A 16,873-nucleotide genomic window follows, 5' to 3' on the forward strand; every position below is an offset into this window, starting at 1 on the left:
GCAATTGTCTGGCGGGCCCGGCGTCAGGCTTCGAGGTGGGGCGCCATCACCTCGCCGAGCCAGGCCATGAAGACCTGCACCCGCTTCGGGATATGGCGCCGGTTGCCGACCAGCAGCGATACCGGCATCGACGCCGCGCGAAAGTCCGGCAGCACTTCCACCAGCAGCCCTTGTTCGATCAGCGGGCGCACGCCGGCGGCCGGCACCTGGATCAAGCCGAGCCCGGCCAGGCAGGCGGCCTGATAGGCGTCTGAGTTATTGACAGTGACGGCGCCCGCCATCGTCACGAAGCGGGCCTCGCCGCTGCTCGCATCGTGGTATTCAAAGCCCTGCGACTTCGTGCCCAATGTCGGCACATAGTGGATCAGACTGTGGCGGGCGAGGTCGGCCAGCGTGCGCGGTGTGCCGTGCGCGGCGAGGTAGGCCGGGCTGGCGCAGTTGATCAGCCGGTAGCGGCCGAGTGGTCGCGCGACCAGGCTCGAATCGGCGAGCGGCCCGACGCGAAGCACGCAGTCGAAACCCTCGCGCACCAGATCTACCCGGCGGTCCGTACTGCTGAATTCGATCTCCAGCCCCGGATGCGCCCGCAGGAACGCGGGCAACTGCGGCATTACCACCGAGCGCGCCACGCCCAGCGGCAGATCCACCCTCAGGCGCCCCTGCAGTGCCTGATCGCCCAGCCGGAACATGCCCTGCAGTTCCTCAACGTCGGCGAGCAGATCCTTGCTGCGCTCGTAGAAGGCCTGCCCGTCGTGCGTCATCTGCACCCGGCGGGTGGTGCGGTGGAGCAGCCGCGTGCCCATCTGCAATTCAAGGCGCTGCACCGCGGTCGAAATGCTCGCCTTGGGCAGGCCCAGACTTTGCGCGGCCTGCGTGAAGCTCGCCATTTCCGCCACCCGTACATAGATCCGCAACGTGTCGAGCTGATCCATCCGCCGCCCTTTGATTGTTCTGCGTTGGCGAACAGTTTAATCGATTGCGGCCAGTTTATCTTGTGAAGGGCAGTCAATAGGATGCGTTCCATCGCGCTGGTTCCGGCGCGCCCTGACCCCAGAAGGAGCCTCACATGACCCGCAGGATCGCACTCATCACCGGCGGAAGCCGGGGCCTCGGCCGCAACGCCGCACTCAAGCTCGCCGCCCGTGGCGTCGACCTGATCCTGACCTATCGCAACCAGCGGGCCGAAGCCGACGCCGTGGTCGCCGAAGCCCAAAAGCTCGGCGCCCGCGCCGTCGCGCTGCAACTGGATGTGGCGGACGCTGCGTCCTTCCCCGTCTTCGCGGCGCAGGTCAAGGCGCAACTGCAAAGCGTCTGGCAACGCGAGCAGTTCAACTACCTGCTCAACAACGCCGGTTCCGGCGCGCATGCGGCCTTCGCCGACACCACCGAGGCGCAGTTCGACCAGATGATGGCCATCCACCTCAAGGGCGTGTTCTTCCTCACCCAGGCGCTGCTGCCCCTGCTGGCAGATGGCGGCCGCATCCTCAACGTATCCACCGGCCTCACCCGTTTCGCGCTGCCCGGCTACGCCGCCTACGCCAGCATGAAGGGCGCGGTCGAAGTGCTGACAAAGTACCTCGCCAAGGAACTCGGCCCGCGCGGCATCGCGGTGAACGTGCTCGCCCCCGGCGCCATCGAAACCGATTTCGGCGGCGGCGCGGTGCGCGACAACGCCCAGCTCAACGCCTTCGTCGCCGCGCAAACCGCCCTCGGCCGCGTCGGCCAGCCCGACGATATCGGCGACCTCATCGCTGCGCTGTTCTCGGATGATGCGCGGTGGATCAACGCGCAACGCATCGAAGCCTCGGGCGGCATGTTCCTCTGAGCGGCGGGCTCGCTTGGGCAGGGGCGGCGGCAATACGCATCAGGCCACCGCACCCGGCGCAATGAGCTTGGCTATCTGCCGTTCAGCCAGGCAGGCGGCATCTTGGTCTTTCTCCTGCCAAGCAATCTCTTAGTGATTACGAAAAGCCTCGGTACTTCAGAGTGGGGCAGCGTCCAAGATGAAACATTCTTCTTAACAACTCGCCATGTCCAGATTCCGAGTTTCGGGAGCCCCGACTGACTCCCGCGTATCTACGGGGGCGAAATCTGGTGCGTCCACGCCTGTCTGAACATTTGCATTGCCTCGGGACGATTTAAAGCTCAGCGTCCTGTGCCATTTCACCAAATCCGGCGACGCCAAAGAAAAAGGGCTCGGCGCGTCACGCCAAGCCCTTGATCTGAATAAGAATTCTGTGGTGGAGAGGAGGAGGATCGAACTCCCGACCTCCGCATTGCGAACGCGGCGCTCTCCCAGCTGAGCTACCCCCCCACAAGAGGGCGCAATTATAGCTTCGGGTTTTTGATTCTGCCAATACCTTCGGGCGGGGCTTGCGTGGGGGTGGTGGCATAATTCGCGGTTTCCCTGAATTCGCGGCGCGCCCGCCGTTTCTGCGCCGGATGGAGTTTCCGCATGTCCCAGGTTCCCGCTTACCTCCGCTTTCCGACTGTGGCCGGCGATACGCTGGTCTTCGTCACCGACGATGACTTGTGGTCGGTGCCGCTGGCGGGTGGGGTGGCGCGGCGGATCTCGGGTGGGCGCGGGCTGGTGGGTTTTCCGCGTTTCTCGCCGTGCGGCACCTGGCTGGCCTTCATCGCGACGGACGAGAGCCATTCCGAGTTGTATGTAATGCCGGCGCAGGGGGGCGCTGCGCGGCGATTGACCTGGTTGGGCGCGCAGACCGCGGTGGCGGGTTGGACGCCAGACGGCCGGGTGGTGATTGCAAGCAACGCGGACCAGCCCTTCCACCACATGCGCCGCTTGTTCACCGTGGCACTGGATGCGCCGCTGCCGGTGTTGCTGCCGTGGGGCATGGCGAGCGAGATTGCGTGGGGTGGCGACGGCGGCTGTGTGCTCGGGCGCAACACGAGCGACCCGGCGCTTTGGAAGCGATACCGCGGCGGCACTGCCGGGCATCTGTGGGTCGACACGACGGGCAGCGGCGAGTTTGCCCAGCTCGATCCTTTCGGCGACGTGCGCAAAGCCGGCAACATGGCGTGCCCGATGTGGATCGGCGCGCGGATCTGGTTCATATCCGACCATGAAGGCATCGGCAACCTGTATTCGTGCGAGCCCGGCGGTGCGGATCTGCGCCGTCACACCGAACATGGCGAACACTATGTGCGCCATGCCTCCACTGACGGTCGCACGATCGTCTATCAATGCGGTGGTGAGCTTTATCGGTTCGACCCGGCCAGCGGCACCGTCGCGGCGATCGACGTCGAAGTGCCCGCGGCGCGGCCGCAACTGGCGCGCAAATTTGTCAGCGGTGACGCCGAACTCGATGCCCTGAGCGTGCATCCGGACGGCCACACGCTGGCGCTGTCGGTGCGCGGCAAGGCAGTGAGTCTGCCCTTGTGGGAAGGAGCGATGCGCCAGCTCGGGCAGGAGCAGGGCGCGCGCTACCGCTTGCCGGTGTGGCTGGCGGAGGGCGCCGGCGTGGTGGTGATCTCCGACGCCAGCGGCGAGGAGCGGCTCGAACTGCACACCGACGATGGCGTGCAGGTGCTGGACGCTGATTTCGGCCGCGTCACCGGCATCGTTGCCGCGCCGCACGGGCGGCGGCTGGTGGTGACCAATCATCGCAACGAACTCTGGTTTGCCGACTTCGAGACGCGCGAATCGCGCCTGCTCGACCGCTGCGACTACCGCCGTATCGACGAACCGGCGTTCTCGCCCGATGGTGCGTGGCTCGCCTACGACTTTTCGGTCAGCCGTGCGGCGCGCGCGATCAAGCTGCTGGAGATCGCTACCGGCCGCAGTGGCATGGCGAGCGGTGAGGATTTCGACGATTTTTCGCCCGCCTGGGACCCGTCCGGCAAGTACCTTTTCTTCCTCTCGACCCGCGCCTTCGAGCCGGTCTACGACGAGATCGTCTTTGACCTTTCCTTTCCGCGTGCGACACGCCCTTACCTGGTGGCCTTGCAGGCGGACGGCGTCGACCCCTTCGAACCCTTGCCGCGCGGGTTTGGCGACGATGACGACGAGGATGAGGACGACGACGATGAGGAAGAGGGCGACGAGGAGGGCGGCGCGGAAAGCGACACGAAGGCCGACGAATCCGCCGACAAGAAACGCCCGCCCAAGCCGGTCGTGGTGGAACTCGAAGGCCTTGCCGACCGGGTTCGCGCCTTTCCGGTCGGCGCTGGTCGCTACGGTCGCATCGACGCCGCGAAGGGCATCGTTTACTGGACGCTGCATCCGGTAACGACCGAGAGCGACGACGAGCATGATGTGGCCGACGCGCTGCTGCAGAGCTGGGACATGCGTGAGCAGAAGCTCGACACGGTGCTCCCCGATGTCGCTGGCTTCCTGCTCGCGCTGCCGGGCAAGGCGCTGATCGCCGACACCAGCGAGGGTATTCGTGCCTTCAAGATCGGCGAGAAACCGAAAGAGGAAACCGAGATCGGCGACTTCTCGCGCGAATCCGGCTGGGTCGATCTCGATCGCGTGCAGGTGGAGGTCGATCCGCGATCGGAATGGCGGCAGATGCTGCGCGAAGTCTGGCGCCTGCAACGCGACCAGTTCTGGACGGCCGACATGAGCGGCGTCGACTGGGGCCGTATCTGGGCGCGCTACGCGCCGCTGGTCGAACGCATTTCGACGCGCGAAGAACTCTCCGATCTGATCTGGGAAATGCAGGGCGAACTCGCGACTTCGCATTGCTACGAATCGGGTGGCGATCGCAAGCGCGTGGCCGCTTTGCCGCTCGGGCACCTGGGTGCCGAATTCTCGTGGGACGAAGCGAACGCCTGCTACCGCATCGAACGCCTGGTGCGCGGCGATGCCTGGCGCGAAGGTCATGATTCGCCGCTCGCCGCGGTGGGCGTCAAGGCCAAGCCGGGGGAGCGGCTGCTCGCAATCGACGGTCTGGCATGCGACCGCGAACATCCGCCGCAGGCGCGCCTTGTGGCGCGCGCGGGCCGCAAAGTCGAACTGCTGCTCGCCGACGCCGATGGCGGCAACCGTCGCCGCGCGGTGGTGCGCGCGCTGCCGGGTGAAGATGCGGCGCGTTACCGCGAATGGGTCGAGGCCAACCGCGCGAGGGTGCGCGAACTCTCTGGCGGTCGCTTGGGCTACCTGCACATCCCGGACATGGTCACTTGGGGCTTCTCGGAATTTCACCGTTACCTGCGCACCGAGAGCCTGCGCGAAGGGCTGATCGTTGACGCGCGCTTCAACCGCGGCGGCCATGTCTCGCAATTGCTGCTTGAAAAGCTCGCGCGCCGTGTGCTCGGTTACGACGTTTCGCGCTGGGGCGCGCCCGAGCCTTACCCCGCGTATGCGGTGGCGGGCCCGGTGGTGTGCGTGACCAACCAGCACGCGGGCTCGGATGGCGACATCTTTTCGCACTGCTTCAAGCTGATGGGCCTCGGCCCCTTGGTCGGCACGCGCACCTGGGGCGGTGTGATCGGTATCTGGCCGCGACATCGACTGGTCGACGGCACCATCACCACCCAGCCGGAATTCAGTTTCTGGTTCAAGGACGTGGGTTGGGGTGTGGAGAACTGGGGCACCGAGCCCGACATTCATGTCGACATCGCGCCGCAGGACTACGCCAACGATCGCGATCCGCAACTCGACAAATCAGTCGAGGTTGCGCTTGCCGCGCTCAGCAAACAGCCGCCTCGGGTGCCCGACTTCTCGCAACGCCCCAGGCTGGATCTGCCAAGCTGGCCGCCCAAGGGCTGATCTCCGGATGCGATGCGCGTGGCCGACCCCGTGCCACGCCAGCCTGCAACACCGATCGACGCGACTCACGAGGTCGCGTCTTGCTTAATCGAAGGACTAGCGACATGTCGAACACGCCCGCCTACGACGCGCTCATCGCGCGCAGCCGCTCGCAGTATCACCTGCACCATCTGGCGATGATCGCCGGCGTCGATCGAGAAACCTTGATGCCCCCGGGCGGGGCGGAGGCGCGGGCGCTGGCGCTGGCCGAGCTGCAACAGGTGATGCACGCGCGCAGCACCGATCCGGCCATCGCCGATCTGCTCAAAGCGGCCGCGCAGGAAGAACTCGACGATGAGGCCCGTGCCGACATGCGCGAGATGACACGTGGCTACACGTTGGCTACTGCACTGCCTGCCGAACTGGTCGAAGCGAAGGGACTCGCCGCGTCACGTTGCGAATACGAGTGGCGCGCGCAACGGCAGGCGAACGACTGGGCGGCCTATCTGCCCAACTTCCGCGAAGTGCTGCGCCTGAGCCGTGAAGAGGCTACGCGCTTGTCCGATGCGCTCGGCCTGTCGCCCTACGACGCGCTGCTTGAAACCTTCGAGCCCGGCATGCGCGGCGCCGAAGTTTCGCGCGTGTTCGGCGCGATGCGCGGCTGGTTGCCGGGCTTGATTGCACAGATTCGCGACAAGCAGGCCAAAGAAAGCGTGATCGAACCAGTCGGCCCGTTCGCGTTTGAAGCGCAGCGCGCGCTGGTGCGCGAGATGGCCGAAGCGCTGGGTTTTGACTTCACGCGCGGCCGGCTCGACGAGAGCACCCACCCCTTCAGCGGCGGCGTGCCGGAAGACGTGCGGATGACCACGCGTTTCCGCGAGGATGATTTCTCGGTCGCGCTGTTCTCCACGATCCACGAAACCGGCCATTCGCGCTACGAGCAGGGCAGCCCGCGTGGATGGCTGGGGCGGCCGATCGGCACGTGGCGATCGATGGGGATCCACGAAAGCCAGAGCCTCGCGTTCGAAATGCAGCTCGCACGCTCGCAAGGGTTTCTCGAGCGGCTCGCGCCGCGCCTTGTGCATCACTTCGGCGCGCAGCGCGCGTTCGAGCCGGAAAACTGGGTACGCGCGGCGACGCGTGTGGTGGCCGGCAAGATCCGTGTCGACGCCGACGAAGCGACCTACCCCTGCCATGTGATGCTGCGCTTTGATATCGAGCGCGCGCTGATCGCAGGCGAGATGCAGGCAGAGGATCTGCCCGCCGCGTGGGACGAAGGCATGCGCGATCTGCTGGGCATCGACACCCGCGGCGACTACCGCGACGGCTGCATGCAGGATCCGCACTGGGCCGGCGGCGCCTTCGGCTATTTCCCGTGCTACACGCTTGGCGCGCTGTATGCCGCGCAGTGGTTCGCCACCATCCGCCGTGCGACGCCGGACCTTGATGCACGTATCGCCGCGGGTGACTACGCGCCGGTGTTCGACTGGCTCGGCGCCAACATCTGGTCGCAGGCCAGTCGCTGGACGACGCCGGAGCTGGTGCAGCGCGCCAGCGGCGAGGCGCTCAATCCTGAGCATTTCCGCCGGCATCTGCAGGCGCGTTACCTCACGTCGAGCTGACGTTTCCCTTCGTCGTAGCAGGCGGGGGCGGGCTGTCACGACGGCGATGGGGGTGTGGTGTTATCTTCGGGGCCGCGACAATTGGCGCGTGCCCTGCGCGCGGGCTCTGGTGGGTGCTTCCTGATGATCAATCCGAAACAGTTCTTTCCTCGCCAGGTCGTCGAGTCCTCCGGCAATCGCTGGGACTGGTACCTGCTGCCGCTGTTCCTGTCGCTGCTGATCATGCTTTCGTTTGGCGCGTCGCAGATGGCGCGCCCGTACCAGATCGGCGAGCAGTTGCCGCTCTCGCTTGACCCCTGGTGGCTGCCGTATTACCTGATGCGCACCACGCTGCGCATGTTCTTCGCGCTGGCCGCGTCGCTCGTGTTCAGCTGCGTCTTCGCCGCACTGGCGGCCAAGGTTCGGGCAGCCGAGAAGGTGCTGATTCCGGCGCTCGACATCCTGCAGTCGATCCCGATTCTCGGCTTCCTGTCGATCACGGTGACCGGCTTCATCGCGCTCTTCCCCGGCAACCTGCTGGGCGTGGAGTGCGCGGCGATCTTTGCGATCTTTACCTCGCAGGCGTGGAACATGGCGTTCAGCCTGTACCAGTCGCTCAAGACCGTGCCCGGCGAGTTGCAGGAAGCCGCACGCATCTTCCAGCTTTCCGCATGGCAGCGTTTCTGGCGGCTGGAGCTGCCGTTCGCGATGCCGGGCCTGCTGTGGAACATGATGATGTCGATGTCCGGCGGCTGGTTCTTCGTCGTCGCGTCCGAAGCGATCTCGGTGTCGAACCAGAACATCAAGCTGCCGGGTATCGGGTCGTACATTGCGCGGGCGATCGAGGAACAGAACCTGGCCGCGATCGTGTGGGCGATCGGCGCGATGCTGATCGGTATCCTTGCGTATGACCAGTTGCTGTTCCGCCCGTTGCTCGCGTGGGCCGACAAGTTCCGCTTTGAGCAGTCGTCGAGCGAGACCGCGCAATCATCGTGGCTGCTGACCTGGCTGCGCCGTACCGACAAGCTGCAGGGGGTAGCTGTCGCGGGCACCAAGTTGCTCGAACGCTCCTTCACGATCTTCAAGCGCGACTACGATGGCACCTCGATCCGCGCCCGCCAGAACACCGTGCCCGGCAACTGGATGCGCGCCTGGGATGCGGTGGTCGCCGCGCTGGTGCTGTTCGCAGTCTGGCGCCTTGCCTTGTTCGTGCATGCCGAGGTGGGCTGGGGCGAGGTCGGGCATGTGTTCATGCTCGGCATCATCACGCTGACCCGTGTGATCGTGCTGATCGGCCTCGCCGCGCTGGTGTGGGTGCCGATCGGCATCTGGATCGGGCTGCATCCGCGCGCTGCAGACCGGCTGCAGGCCGTCGCCCAGTTCCTCGCGGCCTTCCCGGCCAACCTCATGTACCCGATCGCGGTGATGATCATCGTGCGCTGGCACCTGAATCCGGACATCTGGCTGTCGCCCCTGATGGTCTTCGGCACCCAGTGGTATCTGCTGTTCAACGTGATTGCAGGCGCCTCCAGCGTGCCGACCGAGCTGCGCTATGCGGCGAAGAATCTCGGCCTCAAGGGCTGGCTGAAGTGGAAGCGCTACCTGCTGCCGGCGGTGTTCCCGAGTTTCGTCACAGGTGCGATCACCGCCAGCGGTGGCTCGTGGAACGCGAGCATCGTGTCCGAATATGTGACCTGGGGCGACACCACGCTCGAAGCGCACGGGCTCGGCAGCTATATCGCACGCATGACGGCCACCGGTGACTTCCCGCGCATCGCGCTGGGCATTGGTGTGATGTGCGTGTTCGTGATGGGGTTCAATCATTTCGTCTGGCGCCGGCTCTACAGCATGGCCGAAGACCGGATGCACTTCTAGGAGCAGGCGATGAGTGCGCCAATCATTTCGCTGAAGGATGTCGGCAAGTCTTTCCGCAGCAGCGACGGAACGCCGCGTTCGGTGCTCGAAAACGTCGACTTCGAACTGCGCGAGGGAGAAATCGTTGCGCTGCTCGGCCAGTCCGGTTCGGGCAAGTCGACGCTGTTGCGCATCCTCGCCGGGCTCACGCCTGCCGATGCGGGCGACGTGCGTTATCGTGGCCAGCCGCTGTACGGCCCGGCGCGCGGCATCAGCATGGTGTTCCAGTCGTTCGCGCTTTTTCCCTGGCTGACGGTGCAACAGAACGTCGAACTTGGTCTGGAAGCGCGCGGGATTCCGCCGGCCGAGCGCGAGGCGAAAGCCGAGGCGGCGATCGACCTGATCGGGCTATCGGGCTTCGAGGGTGCGCTGCCGCGCGAGTTGTCCGGCGGCATGCGCCAACGCGTGGGCATCGCGCGTGCGCTGGTTACCGATCCGGAAGTGCTGCTGATGGACGAGGCATTTTCCGCGCTCGATGTGCTGACCGGCGAACGCCTGCGCGACGACATGCTCGAACTGTGGGACAGCGGCAAGATGCCGACCAAAGGCATGCTGATCGTGTCGCACAACATCGAAGAAGCGGTGATGATGGCCGACCGCGTGCTGGTGTTCGCGAACAACCCGGGGCGGGTGCGCGCGGAGCTCGCGATCGATCTGCGTCGGCCACGCGACGTCGATAGCACCGAAGTGCGCGCGCTGATCGACGAAGTCTATGCGCTGATGACCGCCAGCGCGGCGCGGCCGGGGCGGGCGCCGGAAGAGCCGGTGCGCATCCACCTTGGGGATCGTCTGCCGGAAGCCGATATCAGCCGCATGGAAGGCGTGCTCGAACTGCTGGTCGACGAACCCTTCAACGGCATCGCCGACCTTCCGCAGTTCGCCGAAGAATCGGAACTTACCGACGAGGAACTGCTGCCGCTCACCGAAGCGCTGCAATTGCTCGGCTTCGTGCACCTTGCGCGCGGCGACATTTCGATCACGCCGCTCGGCCGGCGTTACGTCGAAGGCGAGAACGTGCTGCGCCACGAGATCTTCGGCCAGCAATTGCTGCAGCATGTGCCGCTGGCGGCGCACATCCGCCACAGCCTCGAACAGGAAAACTCGGGCGAGCTTCCGGAAGAACCCTTCCTGCGTCTGCTCGCCGAGACCATGGATGCGGCCGAAGCCGAGCGCGTGCTGCGCATCGCGATCGAGTGGGGCCGCTATGGCGAGGTGTTCGAGTACGACTACCACACCGGCCTGATCCACCTGCCGGACGGCGACGAGGAAGAGTCCACCGCATGATGGGCGGATCCGGTGCCTCGGTCGAGGCGCGGGCGATGCAGGCGCTGATGATTGGCGAACCCGCCGAGAAGGGGCGCGCGGTGAATGCGCTGCGTGCTGCATGGAAGGCGGGCGCCTTGCCGCGTGCCGGGCAAGCGGTGCTGAGCGAGCCGGTATTCGAACCGGGGCGCCCGGCGCGACCCGCGCTGGTGCGGCCGGACGAAGTGCCGCGTCGTTCGCCCGGCAGTCGCGAAGGACATGCGGCGTTGTTGCACGCGGTGGCGCACATCGAATTCAATGCGATCAACCTTGCGCTCGATTGTGTCGCGCGCTTCCACGATCGCCCGGACGATTTCGTCGATGGCTGGATCGACGTGGCCGCCGAAGAGGCCTACCACTTCGGGCTGGTGTGCGGGCGGCTCGCTGCATTGGGGCACGCCTACGGCGATTTCCCGGCCCACAACGGTCTGTGGGAGATGTGCTGCGACACCGCTCAGGATTTCGTGGCCCGCATGGCGCTCGTCCCGCGTCTGCTCGAAGCGCGCGGGCTCGATGCCACGCCGCCGATCGTCGCCAAGCTGCAGAAGGCGGGTGACGCCGAAACGGTTGCGGTGCTCGACATCATCCTGCGCGACGAAATCGGCCATGTCGCCCTGGGCGATCGCTGGTTCCGCATCGGCTGCGCTGAGCGCGGCCTTGAGCCGGAATCCACCTATCGCGGGCTGATCGTGCATTTCGATGCACCCTGGCCCAAGCCGCCATTCAACCTGCCGGCACGGCTCAAGGCCGGATTCACGCAGGCCGAACTCGATACGCTCGCCGCCACGCCAGCGCCGCGGCGTCGCACGACGCAATGACAAGCGCTGCGGTTACTTGTCGGGCCGAGTTTCTCGCCGGCGTGCGCGCCGAGCTTCCGCTGCTGCTCGGTGTGGTGCCCTTTGGCCTGATCTTCGGCGTGCTGGGGCTGGCGGCGGGTCTGCCGGCCTGGGCGGTGATCGCGATGTCCTCAGTGGTGTTCGGCGGATCGTCGCAGGTGGTGTTCGCGCAGTTGTGGGGTGCGCAGGTGCCGCCGCCAGTGATTACCGCGACAGTCGGCGTGGTCAATCTTCGGCACGCGTTATACAGCGCCAGCGTGGCGCAATACCTGCGCGATCTGCCGATGCGCTGGCGCGTGTTGCTGGCGTATCTGCTGACTGACGAGGCCTACGCTGCGGCGATCGGGCGCTTTGTCGACGGGCCGGCGACGCCGCATCGGCATTGGTTTCTCTTTGGCACCGGGTTCACACTGTGGGCGTCGTGGCAGGTTTCGACGATCGCGGGCGTCTTGCTCGGCGCGGCGATTCCCGCGTCCTGGTCACTCGATTTTTCCATTGCGCTGACGTTTCTCGCGCTGTTGCTGCCGGCTATCCACCGGCGCAGCGAAGCGATGGCGGCGCTGGTGGCGGGCGGCGTGGCGCTGGCCGCGCAGGGCGTGCCGCACAAGTTGTGGATCATCGTTGCGGCGGTGGCCGGCATTGTCGCCGGCGTGCTGTCGCGCCGTTTTGACCGGAAGTCGGCCGATGTCTGATACCACCGTGCTGATCCTGACGCTGTGTGCCTGCGGGCTGGTCACCTTCCTGACGCGTTTTTCCTTCATCGCCGGTGGTCGGCGCCTCGCGCCGGGGCCGCGTTTGCAGGCCGGCCTGCGCTACGTGCCGCCGGCGGTGCTGGCGGCGCTGATTGCGCCCGAAGTGTTCGTGCAGGGCGGGGTGGTCGCGCTGTCGCCGAGCAGCCCGCGTCTCATTGCGGCCGTGCTGGCGTCGATCGTTGCGCTGCGCACGCGCAGTGTGTCGCTGACGATAGGGGTGGGCCTGATCGTGCTGTGGGCGGCGCAGCAGTTGTTGCATTGACGGCATAGGCAGAATGTTTGCCAGCGAGTGACGCTGGTCGCGGACGTACGGTGAATCCGCGCCGCATCGGATGCGGCGCTGCTACGATGCCGCTTTTCCTCCCGGCCACGGGGATCCCCCGCGTTTCCCGCCGTCCATGCGTCCAAGACTCTTCCTCGATACCCGCTCGCGCGTTCTGATGACGCTGATCTGCGTCATCACGCTGGCGTTGTGCGCGGCGGCGTTCTGGGCTGGTAGCGGCATGATCGAGATCCAGCGGGCCGGCGATCAGGATGAACACCTGCAGCATCGGCTCGAATCGTTGCGCTCGGCGATCCTCGCCGGGGCGTTGGCGGATGCCACCTTGCCCGCAACCGACGACAGCGTCTCGAAAATCCTGGCTGAATGCCTGCATTTGTCTGCGGACGACGCCGCACAGCAGCGCCGTCTGACCAAGCTGGGCACCTTGCTTGACCAGCAGCGCGAACCGCCTGCGCAGCCCATGCCTTCCGACGAAGCGGGGGTAGAGGAAGGCGTGGTGCCGCCGCCGGTCGATATCGGCAGATCCTATGTTTTGTTGGCGGCGCAGGCGTGGATCGATGCGATGCAGATCGAGCTTTCAGCGCGTGTCGACGCTTCCCGGGTGCGGCAGGACGAATTGCTGCGCTGGCTCATCTGGTCAGTTGCCGCGGCCGCGATTGCCGCGCTGTGTTTCGGCTTGGTGCTGATTCGCGTGATGCGGCGCCTGACCCAGCAGGGCCATGCCCGCATCTCGACGCTGGAAGCGCGGGCCAATCGCGATCCGCTGACCGGTCTGCCCAACCGCCGCCTGCTGCCGGACCGCCTTGAGCAGGCCCTGCTGCGCGCCGAGCGCCGTAACCGCCATGCCGCGGTCATCGTGATCGATCTTGATGGATTCAAGCCGGTGAATGACACCCATGGCCATGCGGTTGGCGACGTGGTACTGCGCCGTGTCAGCAAACGGATGAAGAGTGCGCTGCGCAGCGAGGACACGGTGTGCCGCATGGGCGGGGACGAATTCGTCGTGATCATCGGCGAAGTGGAAGATCCCGTGCTCGCCGTGCGGCGCGCGCGCGATCTGGTACTGCGCATTTCACGCCCGATCCTGCATGAAGAGAAGGTGCTGCGGGTCGGCGCCAGCGCCGGCCTGGCGCTGTTCCCGGACGACGCGGAAGACGGTACCGAACTGCTCGAACTCGCCGATCAGGCGCTCTACGCCGCCAAGCACGGGGGCAGGGGGCAGGTCGTGACCGCGCGGGAAATGCAGCAGGGCAACACGACCTTCCACCTCACGCCGGGCGATCAGCTCGAATCGGCCTGAACGCCGCCACCTCTGGGTGTTTGCGGAAAACGAGGTGACGCCTCGCGGATCCTCGTGATCGCTCATGCCGCCGGGTACGCCCCCATAAAAAAACCCCCGCGGGTCTCGCGGGGGCATGCCACAACAGACAGGCGACTTGCTCGTTTTACTTGAAGGAATAGCTCGCCGAGGCGTAGTAGGTGCGGCCACGCGGGTCGGTGTAGGTCGGGTCGTAGGTCGACAGGAAGTAGTACGACTGGTTCGAGAACGGCGGAGCGGTGTTGAACAGGTTGATGATGCCCGCGCGCAGCTTGAACGACTTGCTAGGAATCCAGGTGCCGACAAGGTCCCAGGTCGAGTATTCGGAGACGTCGCGCGGTGGCAGCAGAGCCCCATCGCCGCCGGCCGCATTCGGGTCAACCGCCTTGTTGTGGTCGGTGTAGCCGGACGAGTAGCTGTTGGCGAGCGTCAGCCCGAACTGCGCCAGCTCCCAGTCGAAGGAGAGGCGGTGGCGCCACTTCTGCACCACCTGATCGACCAGGAACTTGCCGACGTTATCGACGAACTCTTCCGAGCCGAACTGGCGCTTGTACTCCAGCACCCAGGTTCCGGAGAAGTTCATCCCGAAACGGCCGTAAGCCGTTGCGCTGCTGCGCCAGGAACCCTCGAAATCAAGGCCTGAGGTCCTCAATTCACCCTGATTCTGCTTTTGCAGAATCATGTTGGCGATGAAGCCGTCGCTGTCGCGAGTAACGTACTTGGCTTCGTACTTGTCGAGGTTCTCTAGGATGATCTCTTCGGCAAGGCCGCTGATGATGTCCTTCTTCTTGATGTTCCAGTAGTCGACGCTGACAGTGGCGTTGCGTGCGGGTTCGAACACGAAGCCGGCCGAGAACTGGCGCGATTTTTCGGGCTTCAGATCCGGGTTCGCACGGCGTTCGACCGGCACCTGATCGGTACAGTCGACCAGGACATTGCCCGCCGCCACGCAGCCCGGATCAGGCAGGATCGCCGAGCTGCTACCAAACGAGGTGGGGCGATACAGTTCGCTGAACGTGGGGGCACGGAAACCGGTGCCCGCCGAGCCGCGCACCAGCAGCGACTTGGAAGGCTGCCAGCGCAAGCCGAGCTTCGGGTTCACCGTACTGCCCACATCGCTGTAGTTGTCGTAGCGCAGGGCGAACTGTGCTTCCACCTGCTTGGTGAACGGTGCGCTCAACTCGGCGAACACGCTGCTGATGTTGCGGCTGTTGGAGGTGGCCTCCAGCGTCGCGCCGCTGCTGCTGCGGTCTCCGGCGATATTGTTCGAGTTGAGTAGAGCCGACGGGGTGAACTCCGCCTTTTCGCGCCGGAACTCGAAGCCCGCAGCGAGATTCAGGTCACCGCCTTCAAGCGCCATCAACGCGCCGCTGATCTTGCCGTCGATGCTGGTCGTTTCGCCTTTGGACTCGCGACTGACCTCATTGACCTTGAGCGAGTTGATCAGCGATTTGCCCGCCGCGGGTGAAGCGCCAAAGGGGTTGATCTGGCCCGCCTTGATGCCGGCGACAAACTCGTTGTACAGGAAGTAGCCGTCGACCATGCGGTCGCTGGTCTCGTTGCTGGCGTAGTTCAGCCCGACGTCATAGTCCCAGTTGCCAACGCCGCCGTTGATTGCAAAGACAATCCGCTGCGCATCGGATACCACTTCGTTGCTGCGGTTGCCGCCTTCGGTCACGCGCTGCCGTAGCTCCACGTTGCCGGTGGTCGGCAGTGCGCGGCTCCCCAGCCATCCATTCACCACCGATACCGGCACACCGGTCACGGCCAGCGGGTTCGGGCTTGCTACATAGGTGGTGGTGGTCTGGTTCTTCATCACCTCCAGCGAGATATCGGTCCGCTCGCCCATGCGATATACGCCGCGGCCAAGGAAGCCGAGCTTTTCAGACTCCGGGTAGATCTCGGTGTCCTGCATGTAGTCGTAGCTGCAACCCTGCGACACCTGATTGGCGGCATACACGGTGGCCGGCGGGTTGCACTTGGGCGAGAACGGGTTGATCGTGCGTTCGGTAATCGGCTCGCCACCGATCAGGTAACCCGCAGCCTGCAGGTCGGCGCGTTGCGCCTTCGATAGCCGGATGTTGGCCGGGTCGGTGCGGCTCGACATGTAGAAGGGCAGGTTGGTTGCCAGCGGCCGCTCTTTCAGGAACTCGCGCTGGGTCGAGCGCAGGCTGTCGAGCTTCTGTGCATCGAACACGCCAAAGACATTGAAGCGATCGGTGTTGAGGTTGCCGTATCCGCCACCGATCGATGCCGCCGTCTTGCCGGCGCCACCTTCTTCGGTTGCCGAGGCATACACGTTCACGTCCGCCCCGATGTAGTCCTTGCGGGTGATGAAGTTGATCACGCCGCCGATTGCATCAGTACCGTAGATGGCCGATGCGCCGTCCTTGAGGACGTCGACGCGCTCGATCGCGCCGGCCGGAATGTTGTTCAGGTCGACACCGGCGCTGTCACCGGGCGACGCGAAGTTCGCCATACGGCGACCATTGAGCAACACCAGCGTGCTCGATACACCGATGCCGCGCAGGTTTGCACCGTTGAAGCCGCGCTGGCCGCCGGTGTTGTCGGTAATGCTGGCGCCATCGGTGAGCGGGGCGTTGTTCGCGCTGATGATCTTCATCAGTTCGGCGGCGGTCGTGGCGCCGCTCTTGATGATGTCTTCCTTTTTGATCATCTGGACCGGCAGAGCCGTTTCGCCCTCGATGCGCTTGATGCTCGAGCCGGTGACCTGGATCTTGTCCACCTTGGCCACCTCTTCGGCGTGTGCGCTGACGGCGCCGAGGCTGACGGCCAGTGCCACCGCTTGGGCGCACGGGGTCAATCGGAACGGTGCTGCACGCCGCTTGGGCATGCGCTGCTGGGCTTGGGTCATGCTGGCTTACCTCTCTCAGATGTTTCGTGCTGTCGGGTCCGGGCATTTTTCTTCGCCCATTCAGCCCGTTTGAGCGGGCATGGCGTTGCAGTCTAGGGAGGCAGCCGGGCTTTGCGAACGGGGTGAAGTACCCGCCGTCGCAAGGTGGCAAGTTAGGGTCGCAATCCGTAAAACGCGAAAAAACCGGCTTGCCACAAAGCGACATCGACTTGCCAGCTTTCACAAACCGCGGGCACCGGCGTGGAAAACCGGGCGCGTTCGGTGCGACCATCGCTTCCC

At 65.3% G+C, this 16,873-nt stretch carries 11 protein-coding genes and 1 tRNA gene; 9 read left to right on the top strand and 3 right to left on the bottom strand.

Annotation, left to right across the window (positions count from 1 at the left end; translation table 11 throughout):
* Positions 1–23: 23 nt before the first annotated feature.
* A complete protein-coding gene (locus GGR36_RS01265; RefSeq protein ID WP_183631043.1) occupies positions 24–932 on the bottom strand; it encodes a LysR family transcriptional regulator in 909 nt (302 codons plus the stop codon).
* A gap of 134 nt (positions 933–1,066) precedes the next feature.
* On the opposite strand from GGR36_RS01265, the gene GGR36_RS01270 reads away from it, so the two are divergent.
* Complete coding sequence (locus tag GGR36_RS01270; RefSeq protein WP_183631044.1) at positions 1,067–1,825, top strand: SDR family NAD(P)-dependent oxidoreductase; 759 nt, start codon at positions 1,067–1,069, stop codon at positions 1,823–1,825.
* Positions 1,826–2,238: 413 nt separating this feature from the next.
* On the opposite strand, the gene GGR36_RS01275 is transcribed toward GGR36_RS01270, so the two are convergent.
* Positions 2,239–2,314, bottom strand: a tRNA-Ala gene (locus tag GGR36_RS01275).
* Between the two features lie 141 nt (positions 2,315–2,455).
* Between GGR36_RS01275 and GGR36_RS01280 the strand changes: the two genes are divergently transcribed.
* The 8 genes from GGR36_RS01280 (at position 2,456) to GGR36_RS01315 (ending at position 13,701) form a co-directional block, all read left to right on the top strand.
* Entirely contained in the window at positions 2,456–5,734 is a 3,279-nt protein-coding gene (locus tag GGR36_RS01280) for a S41 family peptidase (RefSeq protein ID WP_183631045.1), read from the top strand.
* A gap of 104 nt (positions 5,735–5,838) precedes the next feature.
* Positions 5,839–7,335, top strand: a complete 1,497-nt coding sequence (locus tag GGR36_RS01285; RefSeq protein ID WP_183631046.1) for a carboxypeptidase M32 — start codon at positions 5,839–5,841, stop codon at positions 7,333–7,335.
* 123 nt (positions 7,336–7,458) lie between these two features.
* A complete protein-coding gene (locus GGR36_RS01290; RefSeq protein WP_183631048.1) occupies positions 7,459–9,189 on the top strand; it encodes an ABC transporter permease in 1,731 nt (576 codons plus the stop codon).
* A gap of 9 nt (positions 9,190–9,198) precedes the next feature.
* A complete protein-coding gene (locus tag GGR36_RS01295) occupies positions 9,199–10,512 on the top strand; it encodes an ABC transporter ATP-binding protein (protein WP_183631050.1) in 1,314 nt (437 codons plus the stop codon).
* Positions 10,509–11,348 (top strand): ferritin-like domain-containing protein, encoded by an 840-nt coding sequence (locus GGR36_RS01300; RefSeq protein ID WP_183631052.1) that lies wholly within the window; start codon positions 10,509–10,511, stop codon positions 11,346–11,348. Before GGR36_RS01295 ends, GGR36_RS01300 begins: the two co-directional genes overlap by 4 nt.
* The gene (locus GGR36_RS01305) at positions 11,345–12,058 is read left to right on the top strand and encodes an AzlC family ABC transporter permease (protein WP_183631054.1); all 714 of its coding nucleotides are present in this window, start codon (positions 11,345–11,347) and stop codon (positions 12,056–12,058) included. The genes GGR36_RS01300 and GGR36_RS01305 overlap by 4 nt, the downstream gene beginning before the upstream one ends.
* Positions 12,051–12,380, top strand: coding sequence for an AzlD domain-containing protein (locus tag GGR36_RS01310; protein ID WP_183631056.1), 330 nt, complete (start codon positions 12,051–12,053; stop codon positions 12,378–12,380). The genes GGR36_RS01305 and GGR36_RS01310 overlap by 8 nt, the downstream gene beginning before the upstream one ends.
* 136 nt (positions 12,381–12,516) lie before the next feature.
* A complete protein-coding gene (locus GGR36_RS01315) occupies positions 12,517–13,701 on the top strand; it encodes a GGDEF domain-containing protein (protein WP_183631058.1) in 1,185 nt (394 codons plus the stop codon).
* A gap of 145 nt (positions 13,702–13,846) precedes the next feature.
* Here GGR36_RS01315 and GGR36_RS01320 read toward each other — a convergent pair whose 3' ends face one another.
* A complete protein-coding gene (locus tag GGR36_RS01320; RefSeq protein ID WP_207064337.1) occupies positions 13,847–16,594 on the bottom strand; it encodes a TonB-dependent receptor in 2,748 nt (915 codons plus the stop codon).
* Between the last annotated feature and the right edge of the window lie 279 nt (positions 16,595–16,873).

The organism is Niveibacterium umoris, from assembly GCF_014197015.1.
Lineage (GTDB): Bacteria > Pseudomonadota > Gammaproteobacteria > Burkholderiales > Rhodocyclaceae > Niveibacterium > Niveibacterium umoris.

Coding starts and splice junctions, on each gene's coding strand:
- GGR36_RS01265 (WP_183631043.1), bottom strand. CDS start 932: ATGGATCAGCTCGACACGTTGCGGATCTATGTACGGGTGGCGGAAATG.
- GGR36_RS01270 (WP_183631044.1), top strand. CDS start 1,067: ATGACCCGCAGGATCGCACTCATCACCGGCGGAAGCCGGGGCCTCGGC.
- GGR36_RS01280 (WP_183631045.1), top strand. CDS start 2,456: ATGTCCCAGGTTCCCGCTTACCTCCGCTTTCCGACTGTGGCCGGCGAT.
- GGR36_RS01285 (WP_183631046.1), top strand. CDS start 5,839: ATGTCGAACACGCCCGCCTACGACGCGCTCATCGCGCGCAGCCGCTCG.
- GGR36_RS01290 (WP_183631048.1), top strand. CDS start 7,459: ATGATCAATCCGAAACAGTTCTTTCCTCGCCAGGTCGTCGAGTCCTCC.
- GGR36_RS01295 (WP_183631050.1), top strand. CDS start 9,199: ATGAGTGCGCCAATCATTTCGCTGAAGGATGTCGGCAAGTCTTTCCGC.
- GGR36_RS01300 (WP_183631052.1), top strand. CDS start 10,509: ATGATGGGCGGATCCGGTGCCTCGGTCGAGGCGCGGGCGATGCAGGCG.
- GGR36_RS01305 (WP_183631054.1), top strand. CDS start 11,345: ATGACAAGCGCTGCGGTTACTTGTCGGGCCGAGTTTCTCGCCGGCGTG.
- GGR36_RS01310 (WP_183631056.1), top strand. CDS start 12,051: ATGTCTGATACCACCGTGCTGATCCTGACGCTGTGTGCCTGCGGGCTG.
- GGR36_RS01315 (WP_183631058.1), top strand. CDS start 12,517: ATGCGTCCAAGACTCTTCCTCGATACCCGCTCGCGCGTTCTGATGACG.
- GGR36_RS01320 (WP_207064337.1), bottom strand. CDS start 16,594: ATGACCCAAGCCCAGCAGCGCATGCCCAAGCGGCGTGCAGCACCGTTC.